Annotated in this window: 17 protein-coding genes and 1 other annotated feature; all 17 genes read right to left on the minus strand. The window is 32.7% G+C overall.

What is annotated here, in order from left to right:
• Window positions 1-2: 2 nt before the first annotated feature.
• The 17 genes from LQ679_RS01765 to mreC all read right to left on the minus strand — a co-directional run bounded on the left by LQ679_RS01765 (window position 3) and on the right by mreC (window position 17,011).
• On the minus strand, window positions 3-2,192 hold the full coding sequence (locus tag LQ679_RS01765; protein WP_025904255.1) for a RelA/SpoT family protein: 2,190 nt from the start codon (window positions 2,190-2,192) through the stop codon (window positions 3-5).
• 119 nt (window positions 2,193-2,311) lie between these two features.
• Window positions 2,312-2,830, minus strand: a complete 519-nt coding sequence (locus LQ679_RS01770; protein WP_025904256.1) for an adenine phosphoribosyltransferase — start codon at window positions 2,828-2,830, stop codon at window positions 2,312-2,314.
• Complete coding sequence (recJ, locus tag LQ679_RS01775; RefSeq protein ID WP_239762013.1) at window positions 2,830-5,124, minus strand: single-stranded-DNA-specific exonuclease RecJ; 2,295 nt, start codon at window positions 5,122-5,124, stop codon at window positions 2,830-2,832. The genes LQ679_RS01770 and recJ overlap by 1 nt, the downstream gene beginning before the upstream one ends.
• 415 nt (window positions 5,125-5,539) lie before the next feature.
• Complete coding sequence (secDF, locus tag LQ679_RS01780; protein WP_239762014.1) at window positions 5,540-7,831, minus strand: protein translocase subunit SecDF; 2,292 nt, start codon at window positions 7,829-7,831, stop codon at window positions 5,540-5,542.
• A gap of 169 nt (window positions 7,832-8,000) precedes the next feature.
• Window positions 8,001-8,264 carry a preprotein translocase subunit YajC gene (yajC, locus tag LQ679_RS01785; protein ID WP_025904259.1) on the minus strand — a complete coding sequence of 88 codons (264 nt, stop codon included), beginning with the start codon at window positions 8,262-8,264 and terminating at the stop codon, window positions 8,001-8,003.
• A gap of 12 nt (window positions 8,265-8,276) precedes the next feature.
• The gene (tgt, locus tag LQ679_RS01790; protein WP_025904260.1) at window positions 8,277-9,416 is read right to left on the minus strand and encodes a tRNA guanosine(34) transglycosylase Tgt; all 1,140 of its coding nucleotides are present in this window, start codon (window positions 9,414-9,416) and stop codon (window positions 8,277-8,279) included.
• Between the two features lie 15 nt (window positions 9,417-9,431).
• Window positions 9,432-10,457, minus strand: a complete 1,026-nt coding sequence (queA, locus tag LQ679_RS01795; RefSeq protein ID WP_204170023.1) for a tRNA preQ1(34) S-adenosylmethionine ribosyltransferase-isomerase QueA — start codon at window positions 10,455-10,457, stop codon at window positions 9,432-9,434.
• Between the two features lie 16 nt (window positions 10,458-10,473).
• On the minus strand, window positions 10,474-11,454 hold the full coding sequence (gene ruvB, locus LQ679_RS01800; RefSeq protein WP_411814786.1) for a Holliday junction branch migration DNA helicase RuvB: 981 nt from the start codon (window positions 11,452-11,454) through the stop codon (window positions 10,474-10,476).
• A 28-nt stretch (window positions 11,455-11,482) separates the two neighbouring features.
• Entirely contained in the window at window positions 11,483-12,073 is a 591-nt protein-coding gene (ruvA, locus tag LQ679_RS01805; protein WP_025904263.1) for a Holliday junction branch migration protein RuvA, read from the minus strand.
• A gap of 14 nt (window positions 12,074-12,087) precedes the next feature.
• The gene (locus tag LQ679_RS01810) at window positions 12,088-12,549 is read right to left on the minus strand and encodes an ACT domain-containing protein (RefSeq protein ID WP_025904264.1); all 462 of its coding nucleotides are present in this window, start codon (window positions 12,547-12,549) and stop codon (window positions 12,088-12,090) included.
• Between the two features lie 12 nt (window positions 12,550-12,561).
• Window positions 12,562-13,851 (minus strand): GTPase ObgE, encoded by a 1,290-nt coding sequence (gene obgE, locus LQ679_RS01815; protein WP_204170026.1) that lies wholly within the window; start codon window positions 13,849-13,851, stop codon window positions 12,562-12,564.
• Between the two features lie 2 nt (window positions 13,852-13,853).
• A complete protein-coding gene (locus LQ679_RS01820; protein ID WP_232193780.1) occupies window positions 13,854-14,420 on the minus strand; it encodes a Spo0B domain-containing protein in 567 nt (188 codons plus the stop codon).
• A gap of 157 nt (window positions 14,421-14,577) precedes the next feature.
• The gene (gene rpmA / locus LQ679_RS01825; protein WP_025904267.1) at window positions 14,578-14,862 is read right to left on the minus strand and encodes a 50S ribosomal protein L27; all 285 of its coding nucleotides are present in this window, start codon (window positions 14,860-14,862) and stop codon (window positions 14,578-14,580) included.
• A gap of 10 nt (window positions 14,863-14,872) precedes the next feature.
• On the minus strand, window positions 14,873-15,193 hold the full coding sequence (locus LQ679_RS01830; protein WP_037588433.1) for a ribosomal-processing cysteine protease Prp: 321 nt from the start codon (window positions 15,191-15,193) through the stop codon (window positions 14,873-14,875).
• Window positions 15,194-15,196: 3 nt separating this feature from the next.
• Entirely contained in the window at window positions 15,197-15,505 is a 309-nt protein-coding gene (gene rplU, locus LQ679_RS01835) for a 50S ribosomal protein L21 (RefSeq protein WP_016911517.1), read from the minus strand.
• Window positions 15,506-15,517: 12 nt separating this feature from the next.
• Window positions 15,518-15,591, minus strand: a sequence feature (ribosomal protein L21 leader region).
• Between the two features lie 59 nt (window positions 15,592-15,650).
• The gene (gene mreD / locus LQ679_RS01840; RefSeq protein ID WP_037588435.1) at window positions 15,651-16,154 is read right to left on the minus strand and encodes a rod shape-determining protein MreD; all 504 of its coding nucleotides are present in this window, start codon (window positions 16,152-16,154) and stop codon (window positions 15,651-15,653) included.
• Window positions 16,154-17,011: a rod shape-determining protein MreC gene (gene mreC, locus LQ679_RS01845; RefSeq protein WP_037588437.1), complete on the minus strand. Its 858-nt coding sequence runs from the start codon at window positions 17,009-17,011 to the stop codon at window positions 16,154-16,156. The genes mreD and mreC overlap by 1 nt, the downstream gene beginning before the upstream one ends.
• Between the last annotated feature and the right edge of the window lie 99 nt (window positions 17,012-17,110).

A 17,110-nucleotide genomic window follows, 5' to 3' on the forward strand; every position in this document is an offset into this window, starting at 1 on the left:
TCTTAATTCCATACACGACTTACTGTATAAATATCGCCTAATTGTTTAATTCGATCAACAATTCTATATACGTCATTCACATTTTTAACCATTACGCTAATGTTAATAACAGCATTTTTATCTATATCAGCTTTACCTGAAACTTTTACTAATTGTACTTTAATGGCATTCACAACTTGAAGTACTTCGTTTAATAAACCATTTCTGTCGTAACCTGTAATTTCTAAGTCTACTTGATAATTTTTTTGTTCATTTGTATTTTTAACCCATTCAACATCGATTAATCGTTCGTTTTCGTTAACGATGTTTGGGCAATCTTTACGATGAACTTTAACGCCGTGACCTTTTGTAATATAGCCAATGATTTCATCACCAGGTATTGGATTACAACATTTAGAAAGTTTAATAAGCATGTTATCTAAACCTTCGACATAAACACCAGTATCTGTTCTAATATCTTGTTTAATTGGAATGGATTTATTGACTTCTTGCACTTGGTTAAGCGATTGTTTCTTACGTTCAAGTCTAAGCTTTTCTGTAAGTCTGTTAACAGCTTGTAAGGCAGTTATGCCACCAAAACCAACTGCAGCATATAAATCATCTTCATTTGAAAAATTATATTTTTCGTTAACAAGTTTAATGTTTTCAGCATTTAATACTTCATCTACATTGTAGCCATGCTCTTTAATTTCCGCTTCAATCATGAATTTACCTTTTTCAATATTGGCAGAACGGTCTTGTTTCTTGAAGAAACTGCGGATTTTACTTTTCGCACTTGAAGATCGAACGATTTTTAACCAATCTCGACTTGGCCCATATGAATGTTTACTCGTTCTAATCTCAACAATATCACCAGTAGATAACTTATAATCAATAGGAACGATTTTGCCATTAACTTTCGCACCTATCATTTTATTACCTACTTCACTGTGAACAGCGTATGCAAAATCAATTGGAACTGCACCATATGGCAATTCAACTACATCACTTTCAGGTGTAAAGACATACACTTTATCACTTTGAAGGTCATATTTTAAAGATTCCATAAATTCTTCTGCATCAGGTGATGTATTGTCAGTTTCAGCGATTTCTTGTAGCCAACTCATTTTTTGTAAATATTCTTCTGATTTATTGCTTAAATTTTTGCCTTCTTTATATGCCCAGTGTGCAGCAACCCCATGTTCTGCAATTTCATGCATTTCAAATGTTCTGATTTGTATCTCTAACGGATCTCCATTTGGACCAACGACTGTAGTATGCAGCGATTGATACATATTCTGTTTAGGCATAGCAATATAGTCTTTAAATCGACCAGGCATTGGTTTCCATAATGTATGGACAAGACCTAGCACGGCATAACAATCTTTGATTGAAGGAACGATTACTCTGATCGCAAGTAAGTCAAAAATTTGTTCGAATTGCTTTTTCTGTTTGACCATTTTTCTATAAATACTATAGATATGTTTAGGTCTACCACTTATGTCACCAGAAATATTCATAACTTCCATTTCAGACTCTATATCTTTAATCGCATTTGCAATATACGTTTCTCGTTCGCTTCTTTTCTTTTTCATCAAATTAACAATTCTAAAATATTGAACACTATCAATATATCTTAATGAGATGTCTTCAAGTTCCCACTTAATTGTATTGATCCCTAATCTATGCGCAAGTGGTGCATAGATTTCTAACGTTTCTTTAGCAATACGTTTTTGTTTTTCTTTAGGCATCGCTTTTAAAGTACGAACATTATGTAATCTATCTGCTAATTTAACTAATATAACTCGGACATCTTTAGCAATTGCTATAAATAATTTTCTATGATTTTCAGCTTGTTGCGTTTCTTTAGATTTATATTTAACTTTTTTTAATTTTGTAACACCATCTACAATAATGGCTACTTCTTCATTAAACATTTCTACCAAATCATCATACGTATAAGGTGTATCCTCAATTACATCATGAAGGAATCCAGCAACTATAGTTGGACCATCCAATTTCATTTCGGTTAAAATACCCGCTACCTGAATAGGATGCATGATATATGGCAAATTATTTTTTCTAATTTGTCCTTGATGTGCTTTAAAAGCCAAATCATAACTCTTTTCTACTAAACGATATGCATCTTCAGATAAGTAACTTTTAGCTTTATATAAAACATCATCAGCACTGTATGGATATTCTTTATTCATAGGGACACCACCTCATCAAATAAAATTCTCTTGAATATTACTATTATAGCAATTTTCAATAGTAATATGCCACCGTTAATTATAATAATTAAAAATAAAATAGCCACAAAGTGACTATTTTATTCATCGTATGAAATTAACGAAACAACATCGTAACCTTTTAATTTTTCAATGCCGTTTAAATATTTAAGTTCAATTAAAAATGCGATACCCACTACGATTCCACCTAATGATTCTACTAAGTGAATTGCCGCTTCAATTGTACCACCTGTTGCTAATAAATCATCTGTAATCAATACACGTTGACCTGGTTTGATTGCATCTTTGTGCATCGTTAACACATTTGATCCATATTCAAGATCATATTCATAACGAATTACTTCACGAGGTAATTTCCCTTCTTTACGTACTGGTGCAAAGCCAATACCCATTGCGTATGACACAGGACAACCAATAATAAATCCTCTTGCTTCTGGTCCAACTACAACATCAACTTGTTTGTCTTGAGCATATTGTACGATTTGGTCAGTAGCATACTTGTATGCTTCACCATTATCCATAATTGTCGTAATATCTTTAAAGTTAACACCTTGTTTTGGCCAATCTTGTACTTCTGAAACGTATTGTTTTAAATCCATTATACTTCCTCCTCAACATCACTTAACAATGAATGCATCCACTTAATTAATGATTGGCTATCATTGTACAACAATGTCTTTTCTATTTCTATTTGTTGTTTTCTTGCTTGATATAACGGTGCGTTTTGAATGTCATTTTTTCCCGCATCTTTATTTATTTCAATTATACCACGATTCATTGTAATAAAGTTTAACTCATAAAAGCAATTCAAAATGAATTTCAATTGATCAGGTTTAATTTTTAATGCTTCACATAATTTCATGCCATCATTTTGAATATTTGTTGATTGATTCATATATAAAGCTTTATAAGCTTGTTTGAACTTTTCATCACTTGGAATACCTTCAAAGTATGAATTTGTTTGCCCTTTAAATACTAAATAATATTTTTCGGCTTTAATATTAGATAAAGTTTGTTTGAATGATTCTAAATCTTGTGGTAAATCTCTTAACACACACGTTTCGACTTCATTTGGATACGTATCACCATAATATATATATTGCTCATTTATTTTCTCTGATGATGAGTTAATAACAAACAATGCATTTTCTTGATCAATTTTTAACAAGTCATGTTTATTTTTACTTCTATAATCAAAAATAGCATGGTTATTACTCAACGCTAAATCTTTAAGAATAATTTGTGGTGATTGATGTCCATTCCATTCATTAACATTTAAACTACCTGCAACATTGATTGTCGTATCATTAGAAATATCATGAATGAGATGTCCCGCATTCCAATGTAAAGCTGCAATATTTTTGTCTGTTAAAGTTAATTTAAGGTGTTTATTACCTTGACCGATACCTTTAACAGATTTAACCGAAACATTACTAATTGAAAATAGTGGTGCTAATAAATCAGTACCAAAAGGTCTTAATCTTTCTAAATCAAATATGTTATCAACCGTAATATCTGAAGTTTCTATTTCTGCATCAACGATTAACTGTGGTAATAATTTTTTACCTTCTGTTATGTTGTGCATATCTTCATTCAAAGCTTTCTTCAATGGTTCAATCGCGTCAATATCTAATGTCATACCAGCTGCCATATGATGGCCACCAAATTTACGAATTAAGTCGCTATGGTTTGTTAGAAATTCAAACATTGAAACTTGTTCAATACTTCTTGCTGAACCTTTAGCGTGGTTTTGCTCAATATCAACATTTAATACAATTGTTGGTAAATGATACTTCTCGACTATTCTTGAAGCCACAATACCTAATACACCTTCATTCCAATCTTCTTTTGCAAGTATTAGAAATTGGGCATTTTGTTGCATTTCAATTTCAGCTAGCTCCATAGCTTCATTCGTAATATTTTCAACGATTGCTTTACGTTCTGTATTAAATTGGTCCACTTCTTCAGCTAAGAACATCGCTTCATCGTCATCATCGCTCATAAGCAACTCTCCAGCTAATCTGGCATCATCTAATCGACCAACTGCGTTCAAACGAGGTCCGATAATAAAGCCAACTGTTTGTTCACTTACTTCATCCGTAAAATCAGCTACGGATAATAAACTTTTTATCCCTGGTAAAGGTTGTTCATTTAATATGCGTAACCCTTGTTTAACCATATATCTATTTTCATCCGTTAAGCTCACTAAGTCGGCAATCGTACCGATAGCAACTAGTCCTAAGAATGCATCTGATATATCTGATTTAAGTGCTTTAGAAAGTTTATATGAAACACCTACACCAGCTAAATATTTAAACGGATAATTAAAATCAGGGTGCATAGGGTGAACAATCGCATATGCATTAGGCTTTGTTTCGCCAAATTCATGATGGTCTGTCACAATCACATCAATACCAAGTTCATTGGCAATATCAATTTCGTGATGACCTTGAATACCATTATCCACTGTAATGATAAGAGAAACACCTTCATCATGTGCATTTCTAAATGCCGCTTCACTTGGTCCATATCCTTCAGTAAATCTATTCGGAATATACCAACCTACTGTAGCGCCCATAGACTCTAAAGTCTTAACGAGAATCGTTGTAGATGTGACACCATCTGCATCATAATCACCATATACTAATATTCTTTCATCATTTTCAATAGCTTTATGTATTCTCGAAGTTGCCTTTTCCATATCACTTAGTAACATCGGATCGTGGAATAACACTTCATTAGATAATAAACTTTCAATTTGTTCTTCAGACGTATAGCCTTTTGAAATTAAAGTTTTTTCTAAAAGTGGCGAAATTTTATATTTTTTTATGATTTGCGGATCAATATTTTGATTGAGCTCTGATTTTTTCCATTGATAACAAGCTTTAGTCATATCAAATCTCCTCATTTCTACTCAAAACATTATACATGAAATATCATACTTTCTCTACTAAACAAATAAAACATGAGCAAAGAGTATGTATGAATAAAAAGGCAGCTGTTAGTTACAATTTGTCGGGATTTTGTAATTATAGGGTTCCATAGTTACAATTCAGACGACTTTTGTAATTATGGGGCGCCTTAGTCACATTTCCTCCGACTTTTGTTACTATGGCACTCCTTAGTTACAATTCCCCGGACTTTTGTTACTATGGCACTCCTTAGTTACAATTCAGACGACTTTTGTTACTATAGGCTGCCTTGGTTACATTTCTATGGACTTTTGTAATTATGGGGCGCCTTAGTTAAACCTATATTCTAAAATAAAAAAGCACCTGCCCTTTTACTAAGGACAGGTACATGATTTATTAAACTAATATTTTTTCATCGTTAGATTTTTTCTCAGTATATACAACTAATTTACCATTTTCTGATTTTTTAAGTTGTCGTTTTTTCAAGATACCCCATAAAGGTACTGCGACGAATACTGATGAGAACACCCCGGATACTAAACCGATTAATAGTGCTAATGAGAAGTTGAAGATACTTGATGATCCAAGTATTAATAATGCGACAACTACGATTACAACTGTTAATACGGTATTGATTGATCTTGTCATCGTTTGTCTAATAGATGAGTTAACGATCATATCAACAGTTTCTGGTTTCGTTATCACTTTCACTTTACGTAAATTTTCCCTTACGCGGTCAAATGTAACGATTGTGTCATTAATTGAATAACCAATTATTGTTAGAACTGCTGCAATAAACGTAATATCCACTTCGAGTCTGAATAAACTGAATACTGCTACAATCATAAATACGTCATGTAATAACGCAAGTACTGCAGTTGTACCCATTCTCCATTCAAATCTAAAGGATACGTATAATACAATTCCTATTGCTGCATAAAGCATTGCTTTTAATGCGTTTCCAGCTAACTCTTGACCAACAACTGGTGAAACCGTACTTACGTTTGGATCATGACCCAATGATTTACCAAAGTCAGATTTAACTTTTTGTATTTCAGATTTGTTTAATGCATCTTTAAATTGTACGGTTGCCATTTTGTTTCCAGTTCCACTTGTTGTAACTTGTGATGGTTCTAACCCCATATCTTTAAACTGTTTTGAAACTTGTTCAGTCTTGATAGCTTGATCAGATTGTAAGTCAACACGTGTACCACTTGTGAAATCAATACCTAAATTCAATCTGAATATTGATACGATGATGGCACCAACTATGATTGTAATAATACTAAATGTTAATAATGGTTTAGCAAGTTTTACGAAATTAATTTTGTCATAGACTGTTCTTAAATCATGAACATCTAATCTTTCACTAATATCATGTCTATCTTTCTTAGAAACACCAAACCAATTGTATTTTTTCTTGAAGTAATTTGAGTTTACTAGTAAACCTAATAATATTCTTGTGAAGAATACTGAAGTTACAAAACTCATTAGAATCGCAAGTAATAACATTGTTGCGAAACCTTTTACTGAACTTTCACCAAATACGAATAATACGAGCGCTGCTAAAATTGTTGTTAAGTTAGCATCTAATATCGTAATAAATGAAGAACCAGAACCTTTTTTGAAGGCTTGTTGTAGTGTCCTTCCGATCCGTAATTCATCTTTTATCCGTTCGTACATGATGATGTTAGCATCAACGGCCATACCTACACCTAATACTAAGGCTGCAAGTCCAGGCAATGTTAATACCCCTGAAATAAAGTTAAATGCTACTAATGTTAAGTAAACATAAGCACTTAATGTAATGACTGCTACAACACCAGGTAATCGGTAGTAAATAAGCATGAATAAGAATATAATACCTACACCTATTGTAGAAGCAAGTACTGTTTCATCTAATGCATCTTTACCGAATTGCGCACCTACTGATGTAGAATACACTTCATCTAATTTAACAGGTAGTGAACCTGAATTTAATAAGTCTGCAATTTGTTTTGCTTCTTTAACGCCTTGTTCACCATTAAATCCACCAGAAATTTCAACATTTTCTGAATTGATTGGTTGGCTTACAGTTGCTGCAGAAATATATTTTGGCTCTTTACCTTCTTGTTCTTTTTTAGCTTCTTTCTCGTAACTGTCTCCTTTTTCATAGTCCATCCAAATGACCATTAAATTAGGATTCATTTTAGAAACTTTTTCAGTTACTTCTTTGAACTTTTTGGCATCTTTAAGCTTAAGTGTAACGGCTACTTCGTTTGTATTGTCCTTAAAGCCTTGCTTAGCGCCACCTTGAACTAAATCTTTACCAGATAGTAAAACTCTATCCTTTGCATCTCTGATTGTTAAATTCGCTTGTGTTGAAAGTACTTCACGAGCTTCATTCTGGTCTTTAATACCAGCTAATTGAACTCGAATACGATTACCTTCCTCAACTTGAATTTTCGGCTCAGAAACACCTAATACGTTTACACGTGACTCTAAAGTCTTTGCAGTAGATTTAACCGCATCATTATCAATCTTATCACCTTTGTCTAAAGGATTAACTTGATATAATACTTCAAAACCACCTTGTAAGTCTAGACCTAAATTTACATTCTTTGTTATATCTTTTGTTGTTGATCCTATTAAACTAAAAACCAACACTGCAAGAAGTAAAAAGGCTATAATTCTACTCCGCTTTTTCACGATAACACCTCTTACATATATTTAATTCACTATATATGTTATAGCATACATCAACTATAGTTGAATAGCCATAACATTCATGAATGAAAAAAAGACATGGATAACCATGTCTTTTAACATCAAATATGATACATAATATTAAACCAATTTCCTAAAAAAGTAAACTATTTTATGAAGGGTCTACTTGTTTGATAGCTGGTTTTTCAAATGTAATTTCGTGTCCTTTATCGTTTACAGAAACAACAACGATAGACTCATCAACTGCTCTAACTGTACCTTTGATACCACCGATTGAAGTTACTTTTTGACCCACTTCTAAACGGTTTAATAATTCACGATGTTCTTTAGCACGCTTTTGTTGTGGTCTGATCATTAAGAACCAAACAAGCGCAAAAATTAAGATAATAGGTAATAATTGTACTAATACTTCCATATTCAATCTCCTTTAAAAGTTTTTGGGGTTATCTACATTTAGTCCATACTGCTCGAAAAATTCATCTTTGAAATCAAGTAATCGATCTTCTCTTATTGCTTGGCGAATGTTCTCCATAAGTTTTAATAAGAAATACAAATTATGATATGTAGTAAGACGAATTCCAAATGTTTCATCTGCTTTAATCAGATGACGCAAATATGCTTTAGTATAGTTTCTACATGTATAACAATCACACTCTGGATCAAGTGGAGATAAATCTTGCTGATATTTAGCATTTTTTATAACGACTCTACCTTGAGATGTCATACATGTACCATTTCTAGCTATACGTGTAGGTAATACGCAATCAAACATATCGATGCCCCTAATAGAACATTCGATTAATGCGTCTGGAGAACCAACTCCCATTAAATATCTTGGTTTATTAAATGGCATTAATGGCGTTGTATGTTCAACCATTCTATACATGACAGGTTTAGGTTCACCAACAGACAAACCACCAATTGCATAGCCAGGAAAATCAAGTGAAACGAGGTCTTTAGCACTTTGCTCTCTAAGATCCTTATATTCTCCACCTTGGATAATACCAAATAAAGCTTGATCTTCAGGGCGACGATGAGCTTCTAGACATCTTTCCGCCCATCTTGATGTTCTCTCAATTGAATTTTTTACATATTCATATTCAGATGGCATTGGAGGACATTCATCAAACGCCATCATAATATCTGAACCAAGATCATTTTGAATATGCATCGCTTTTTCAGGACTTAAGAACAATTTAGAACCATTTAAATGATGTCTAAAATGTACACCTTCTTCTTCGATTTTTCTCATATCACTTAAGCTGAATACTTGAAAACCACCAGAATCAGTAAGTATAGGTCCATCCCAATTCATAAACTTATGTAATCCACCCACTTTAGAAATGATATCACTTCCAGGTTGTAACCACAAATGATAGGTATTACTAAGTATAATTTTTGCTTCCATTTGTTTAAGCTCTTCAGGGCTCATTGTCTTAACGGTTGCTTTAGTTCCAACAGGCATGAACATTGGCGTCTCAAATGAACCATGAGGTGTATGCACAATCCCGAGTCTTGCACCTGATTGCTTACAAGTTTTAATGTGCTCATATGTTACTGCAGGCATATTGTTACTCCTTTTCTATATTAAAATCATTGCATCGCCAAAACTAAAGAATCTATACTTTTCTTCAACAGCATGTTTATATGCATTTAAAATATGTTCTCTAGTTGATAATGCAGATACCAACATGATAAGTGTTGATTTTGGTAAATGGAAATTGGTAATTAATCCATCTATCGCTTTAAATTCATATCCCGGATAAATAAATATATCTGTCCAACCACTTTCTTCAACAAATTGGTCATTTTTAGATCGAATTGTTTCTAGCGTTCTTGTAGATGTTGTACCTACAGATATGATTTTATGACCACTTGCTTTTACACGATTTAATAAATCAGCCGTTTCAGCAGTCATTTGGTAATATTCTGAATGCATCTCATGATCATCTATATTATCTACACTAACTGGTCTAAATGTACCTAAGCCAACATGTAATGTAATAAAAGCAATGTGGACGCCTTTATCAGCGATTTCTTGTAATAAATGTTCAGTGAAATGTAAACCTGCTGTAGGCGCAGCTGCAGACCCAACTGCTTTAGCATAAACTGTTTGATATCTATCTTGGTCATCTAAACGTTCTTTAATATATGGTGGTAAAGGCATTTCACCTAGTTCATCTAATCTTTCTTGTAAAATACCTTCGTATGAAAGTTTCATAATGCGTCCACCTTGTTCAAGTTCTTTGACACAAGTCGCAATAATTTTACCTTCTCCAAATGACACAGATTGACCAACTCTAATACGTTTAGCTGGTTTAATCAATACTTCCCATTCATTATCTTCTTGTTGCGTTAGCATTAGCATTTCTACTTTTGCACCAGTTTCTTCTTTGATACCAAATAACCTTGCTGGCATAACTTTCGTATCATTTAATACTAAACAGTCCCCTGGTGAAAGTTGATTGACAACTTCTTTAAATGTTAAATCTTCTAATTCACCTGTTACTTTATTACATTTTAATAACCTACTGCTTTCTCTATCTAACAGTGGTGTTTGTGCAATTAATGATTCAGGTAAATCAAAATCGAAATCTTCAATATTCACAAACTTTGCCTCTTTCCTAATCCTTTTTTACGTCGAAGTGATCATAACTTAATGCAGTTGCACGACGACCTCTTGGCGTTCTTTCTATAAATCCTTTTTGGATGAGATAAGGTTCATAAACGTCTTCAAGTGTTATACGTTCTTCACCTATTGTAGCTGCTATTGCATCTAATCCAACTGGACCACCTTTATAATTATTCAGGATACAGTGCATAATTTTATAGTCTATATGGTCGAGTCCTTCTTCATCTACTTGCAATAAATCTAAAGCATGCTTTGTAATATCTATAGAAATTGCTTCGTCACCTTCTACTTGAGCAAAATCACGCACTCTACGTAATAAACGATTTGCTATACGAGGTGTCCCTCTACTTCGTTTAGATAACTCAACCGTGCTATTTTGATCAATGTCTACTTCAAATACTTCAGCAGTACGCTTTATAATTTCTTGTAAACTATTATCGTCGTAATATTCTAATCTAAGATGCACACCGAAACGATCTCTCAAAGGTGCTGAAAGGCTCCCGACACGCGTTGTGGCACCTACTAGCGTAAATGGCGGCAAATCGATTCTAATACTTCTTGCTTCTTCACCTTTACCAACAACGATATCTAAGAAGAAATCTTCCATTGCAGGGTATAACACTTCTTCAACAACTCTGCTTAATCGGTGTATCTCATCTATGAAAAGTACATCTCCAGGTTGTAGCGCAGAAAGTATGGCTGCTAAATCACCGGGTCTTTCAATAGAAGGTCCGCTTGCAGTTCGTAAATTAACATTCATCTCATTAGATATAATATGAGCTAAAGTTGTCTTACCTAGACCAGGTGGACCGTAAAGTAAACAATGATCTAAAGGTTCTTCTCTTAACTTAGCAGCTTTAATAAATATATCTAAGTTTGATTTAATATTGTTTTGACCAATATATTGATTTAAAGTATCTGGTCTTAATGAAAGTTCACTTTGGATATCATCTTCGTGCCCATGTTCATCCATTAATCGCTCATCCAAAAAATCACCTCATTTACTGAATAAGTAATGCTAAACCTCTTTTAACACAAGCATCTACTGAATCAAATGATTCTTTTTCTAGGTTCTTCTTAACTTTTGTAATTTCTCGTTTAGAGTAACCTAATGCTTCTAAAGCTAACAAAGCTTCTTCTAATACATCTTGACCGGCATCTTTACTTTCTGGGAATAACTCAGACTCTTCTGTGATGATTAATTTCCCTTTTAAATCAAGAATAATTTGTCTTGCTGTTTTTTTACCGATACCTGGAAACTTTGTTAAATATGATTCATTTTCATTTTCTATAGCAATTGCTACTTCATTAGGCGTGCTTGTCGCTAAAATTGCTAAAGCTGACTTCGGTCCAATACCTGTCACTTTAATTAAGCTTAAAAACATATCCTTTTCTTCAAGATTCACAAATCCATATAATAATTGGGCATCTTCACGCACAATTAATTGTGTATATACTTGCGTTTCTTTATCTAATTGAGATTGAAAACGATATGAGTTAGGTGTTTGAATTTCATAACCTATACCATTTGCCTCAACTACAATATGAGAAGGATATAATTGTGTAACGATTCCTTTTATATATGCATACATTTAGACAACTTCCTTTACATACTCATTCCAATAATTTCTACTTCATCAACATATGGACTTTCTTTAATTGCATCCATTAACTCTTCTAATGATAACTCAATATTTGCAGCATTAAGAGAAATAGTAATCGTTGCTCTATCCTTTATTGGTAGACTTTGATGTATGGTAAGTACAGAACCTTTAACTTCAGCAATTTTATTCAAGACAGTTGCGAGCATTCCCACTTCATCTTGTACATATAAAATTAATGTTAAATTTTTGGTCTGTTCTTCTAATCTATCAATTGGAAATATTGTATCTTTATATTTATAAAAAGCACTTCTAGATAAATTAAATTCTTTAACTGCATCATAAATCGTTAAATTATTATTTTTTAATAATGCATTTTTAACTTTGATTGTCTTTTGCACTGACTCTGGCAAAACATCTTCTCTGATTAAATAAAACCTTTTTGTTGATTCATTTGATTTTTTCAATTGGAACACGCCCTATTCGACAAATTCAAATTCTCCACCTAAAATTCTTACAATATCACCATTTGAAGCACCGCGTTCTCTTAAGGCATCATCAATACCCATTGAACGCATTTGTCTTGCAAATCTTCTAACTGCTGCATCACGATTAAAGTCCGTCATTTTGAATAATCTTTCAATCGAATTACCTGATACAACATAGGCACCATCGTCATCTCTTGTAATAACAAAATGATCTCGTGATTTTTCGTGTTTATAGACAACACGATGTACGCCAGTTTCTTCTTCGACTGAATCGAAGTCCATTCCTTCAGTTTCATCTAATAAATCAGCAATTTGATATAGTAGTTTATCAACGTTATGACGTGTAACTGTACTAATAGGAATAATATTAACATCTTCTTGAAGTTGTTCTTTAAACATTTCTAATTGTGTTTCTGAATCTGGTAAATCCATTTTATTCGCAACAACAATTTGTGGTCTTCTAGAAAGATTTTCATTATATGATTTTAATTCTTGATTAATTGTAACATAATCTTCATATGGGTCTCTGCCTTCCATACCACTCATATCAATTATATGAACAATTACTCTTGTACGTTCAATATGTCTTAAGAATTGATGGCCTAAACCAACACCTTCTGAAGCACCTTCAATTAAACCCGGTAAATCTGCCATTACAAATCCTCGACCATCATTTGTTTGGACAACACCTAAATTAGGTTTAATTGTCGTAAAGTGATAAGCACCGATTTTTGGTTTTGCTTTGGAAACGATAGATAATAATGTTGATTTACCAACGCTTGGATAACCTACTAAACCTACATCTGCCATAAGTTTAAGTTCTAACATGACTTCAAGTTCTTCACCAGGTTCACCATTTTCACAGAAATCTGGTGCCGGATTACTTGCTGAAGCAAATCTTGAGTTACCTCTACCACCACGGCCACCTTTAGCGACTGTAGCGCGTTGACCATGTTCAACAAGGTCAGCTAAAATCTCTTCATTTTCAGCATTTTTAATAATTGTACCAGGTGGTACTTTTAATATTAAGTCGTCTGCTCCACGACCGTGCATATTACTACTTTGTCCATTTTCACCTTTATCAGCTTTAAATTTTCTTTGGAATCTAAAGTCTAATAAAGTACGTAAACCTTCATCTACCTCAAATACGACTGACGCACCTTTACCACCGTCGCCACCTGCTGGTCCACCAAATGGAACATACTTTTCACGACGAAAAGCTACTAAACCGTTACCGCCATCACCAGCTTTTAACGATATTTTGACCTGATCTATAAACATGTTTACACCTCTATTTCTTTTATGTTAATAAAAAATTCTAATTCTATATGATTTTGACTTTCTGATAAAATTTCAACGTTATATTTAGAAAATGATTGTTCAATTTGATTAAGCTCCTGATTAGTCGCACTTAACCAAATAATCATTGTGACAAATTCCTCTTCTACTGTAAGACTAATATGAATATTTTTTTCATCCATATCGTTAATCACAACATATTTCAAATCATTAAATATATTTGCTAAAGTATTATCTGTTCTTTCTAAGTTCTTTTGATAATAATCGATATTTGAGTTGTCAATTTCAAATGTCCACTTAGAGCCTGACAAAGATAGTTTGTATTCAAATACATTATGAACAAATTTTCTACACGGTGCATTTAAAAACAACTGTTCTTGCTTGAGATTTTTGTACAATTCATCAATTAATAAATCAACCTCTTCATGTTTTCCTAACTGTTTATATGTATATAACAATTGGAACTGATTCACAAAATCATGTCTAGACTTTAAATACACATCTAAATTATTCATTCCATCACCTTTATTATCATTATTCATAACACTCATTATAACATTTTAATATTATGAATAAAAAAAGAAACTGCATTTCTGAATACCTTCATTATAAATAAAACGTACCATTCATATTTATATAAATAACTGCCAACATAATGATTGAGGCTGGGACAATTATACATGTCCCAGCCTCATCTAAATATAAAGATTATTCAGCAGCTGCGTATACAGATACTTTCTTTTTGTCACGACCAAAACGTTCGAATTTAACAACGCCGTCGATTTTAGCGAATAATGTATCGTCTCCACCGCGACCTACGTTTTCACCAGCGAAAACTTTAGTTCCACGTTGACGATAAAGAATAGAACCACCAGTAACGAATTGACCGTCAGCACGTTTAGCACCTAAACGTTTTGATTCAGAGTCACGACCGTTCTTTGTAGAACCTACCCCTTTTTTCGATGCGAAAAATTGTAAGTTTAATTTTAACATGAGTTACACCTCACTTGTAATTTAGTTTAATATATTGCCCATATTCTTCTTCGATTGTTTTCAAAGAAACGATAAGGCCTTGTAATAATATTTGCGCTTGTTCATTTTCTAAGTTTACACTACGTATATGAAAATATCCACCGTCGTCACTGTAATCTATATCAGGCGACTCATCAGTTAATCCAATGATAGCATTTGTTGTACCAAAGACAACTGCTGAAGCACCGGCACAGACTAAGTCTTTACCGTATTCACCTGAATCAGCATGTCCAGACATTTCAATATCTGTAACTTGCCCTTCTTGATTCAAACTAACATCTACATTAATCATAAATTATGCGTTGATTTTTTCGATTGTTAATTTAGTGTAAGGTTGACGATGACCTTGTTTACGTTTGTAGTTTTTCTTAGCTTTGTATTTGAATACAGTGATTTTTTTACCGCGTCCTTGTTTTTCAACTTTAGCAGTAACTGAAGCACCTTCAACAACAGGTGATCCAACTTTAACTGAATCTCCACCTACAAATAATACTTGGTCAAATGTGAATGAATCACCTTCATTTACGTCTAATTTCTCAACCCAAATTGTTTGACCTTCTTCTACTTTAACTTGCTTTCCGCCAGTTTCAATTATAGCAAACATACTTGCACCTCCTAATTTTTTAAGTCACGCCATTCATAGGTGACATACGTACTTTAAGACCTATGATCGAGCGGTTGTATGTAGCTAGAAACTACTCAACTTCAATAGAGTACCACCTACAGCTATTGATGTCAATAATCTTTCATTAATTAGTATTTCTTTCTAATAATTTTAATACAAATGGGAAAATGATGATTAAACATATTAAATTAAATATGACAGTTGGAATTAATCTAAATAGAATAATTTGGCCAATATTAATAGAGGCAATGCCTAAAAATCCATAAAAAACCATGACCCATATTTCAAGTAATACAACTGAAGATATTAAGAGAATAACCATCATCAAAATATCTCTATAAAATACTTTAAATAGTTTATCCATCATAATCACAAAAATAGCATATCCAAATGTATAGACACCGTATATACCGCCATAATAAATATCTGTAAAAATACCTGTAACGATTGCTAAAATAATGGCAACTTTAGGATTTTTGTATACAGCAATTATGAGTAAGTACAAAAATGTTAATCGAGGCACGATAATAAATGTCTCACCAAATAAATGTAAAGGTGATAAACGTGTTAATAATGAATCTAAGTAAAATAATAAGACACCAATTAAAGGAATAACGTAAAATCTCATTATTCCTCACCACTTTCTTCAGATGAAGGTATCGTTTCTGGATCACGTTTAGCAACATATACATGGTTTAATTCTTTAATGTTTGTAGATGTCTTGATGTAAGCAACTTTAGATAAACCATATTCATCATTTTCTACTTTTTCAACTTTACCAACTAATATACCTTTAGGAAGTTGGTCACCTAAACCATTTGTTACAACTTTAGATCCTTTTTTGATACTGTATTTATTATCGATATCACTAATAACAAGTAAATCTTTATCTTCGTCATATCGATTAATCATACCAAAGATATTATCATCATCTTGCTGTATATCTACTGAAAGCTTACTCGTTTTAACACTTGTAGATATTAATTCAACTTGTGAAGAAAATTGGTTTGCTTTTTTAATTCTACCTACTAAACCTTCACTCGTAATGACAGCCATATTTTCTTTCATGCCGCTCTTTTTTCCTTTATCAATAATGATTGTATTCATCCATTGATCTGGACTTCTACCGATTACAGTAGCTGATATTGGATTGAATTGCGAAATATCCTTCATATCCAATTCTTTTTTTAAGGCTTTGTTTTCTTTTTCTAATCTTGCTTTATCAGCTTTGATTTGATCTGTACTTTTTACTTCTTCTTTTAGTTTATCAACGTCTTCGTCTGAAGTGAAAATTCCAGAGAAGAAATCAGAAACAAAAGTAACTGGATAAGATACGATTCTTCCACCAAACGATGATGTATCACTCGCATATTGTTCACTAAGCGATGCAGATTGCGCTCTCACTGAATAACCAACAATTACAATTAATAAAACCATAGAAATTAGAAAAATCATTATTTTATTATTTTTAAAAAAATTCGACAATCCGAACACCTCTTAATCTTCAAATGACTCATTAACAATGATATTACTATTTTAGCTTACACAGCACTTTAAATAAAGTAAGAGACTGCCGAAATAAAA

It is taken from the genome of Mammaliicoccus sp. I-M35 (genome assembly GCF_022386455.1).
In the GTDB taxonomy this organism is placed as follows: domain Bacteria; phylum Bacillota; class Bacilli; order Staphylococcales; family Staphylococcaceae; genus Mammaliicoccus; species Mammaliicoccus sciuri_A.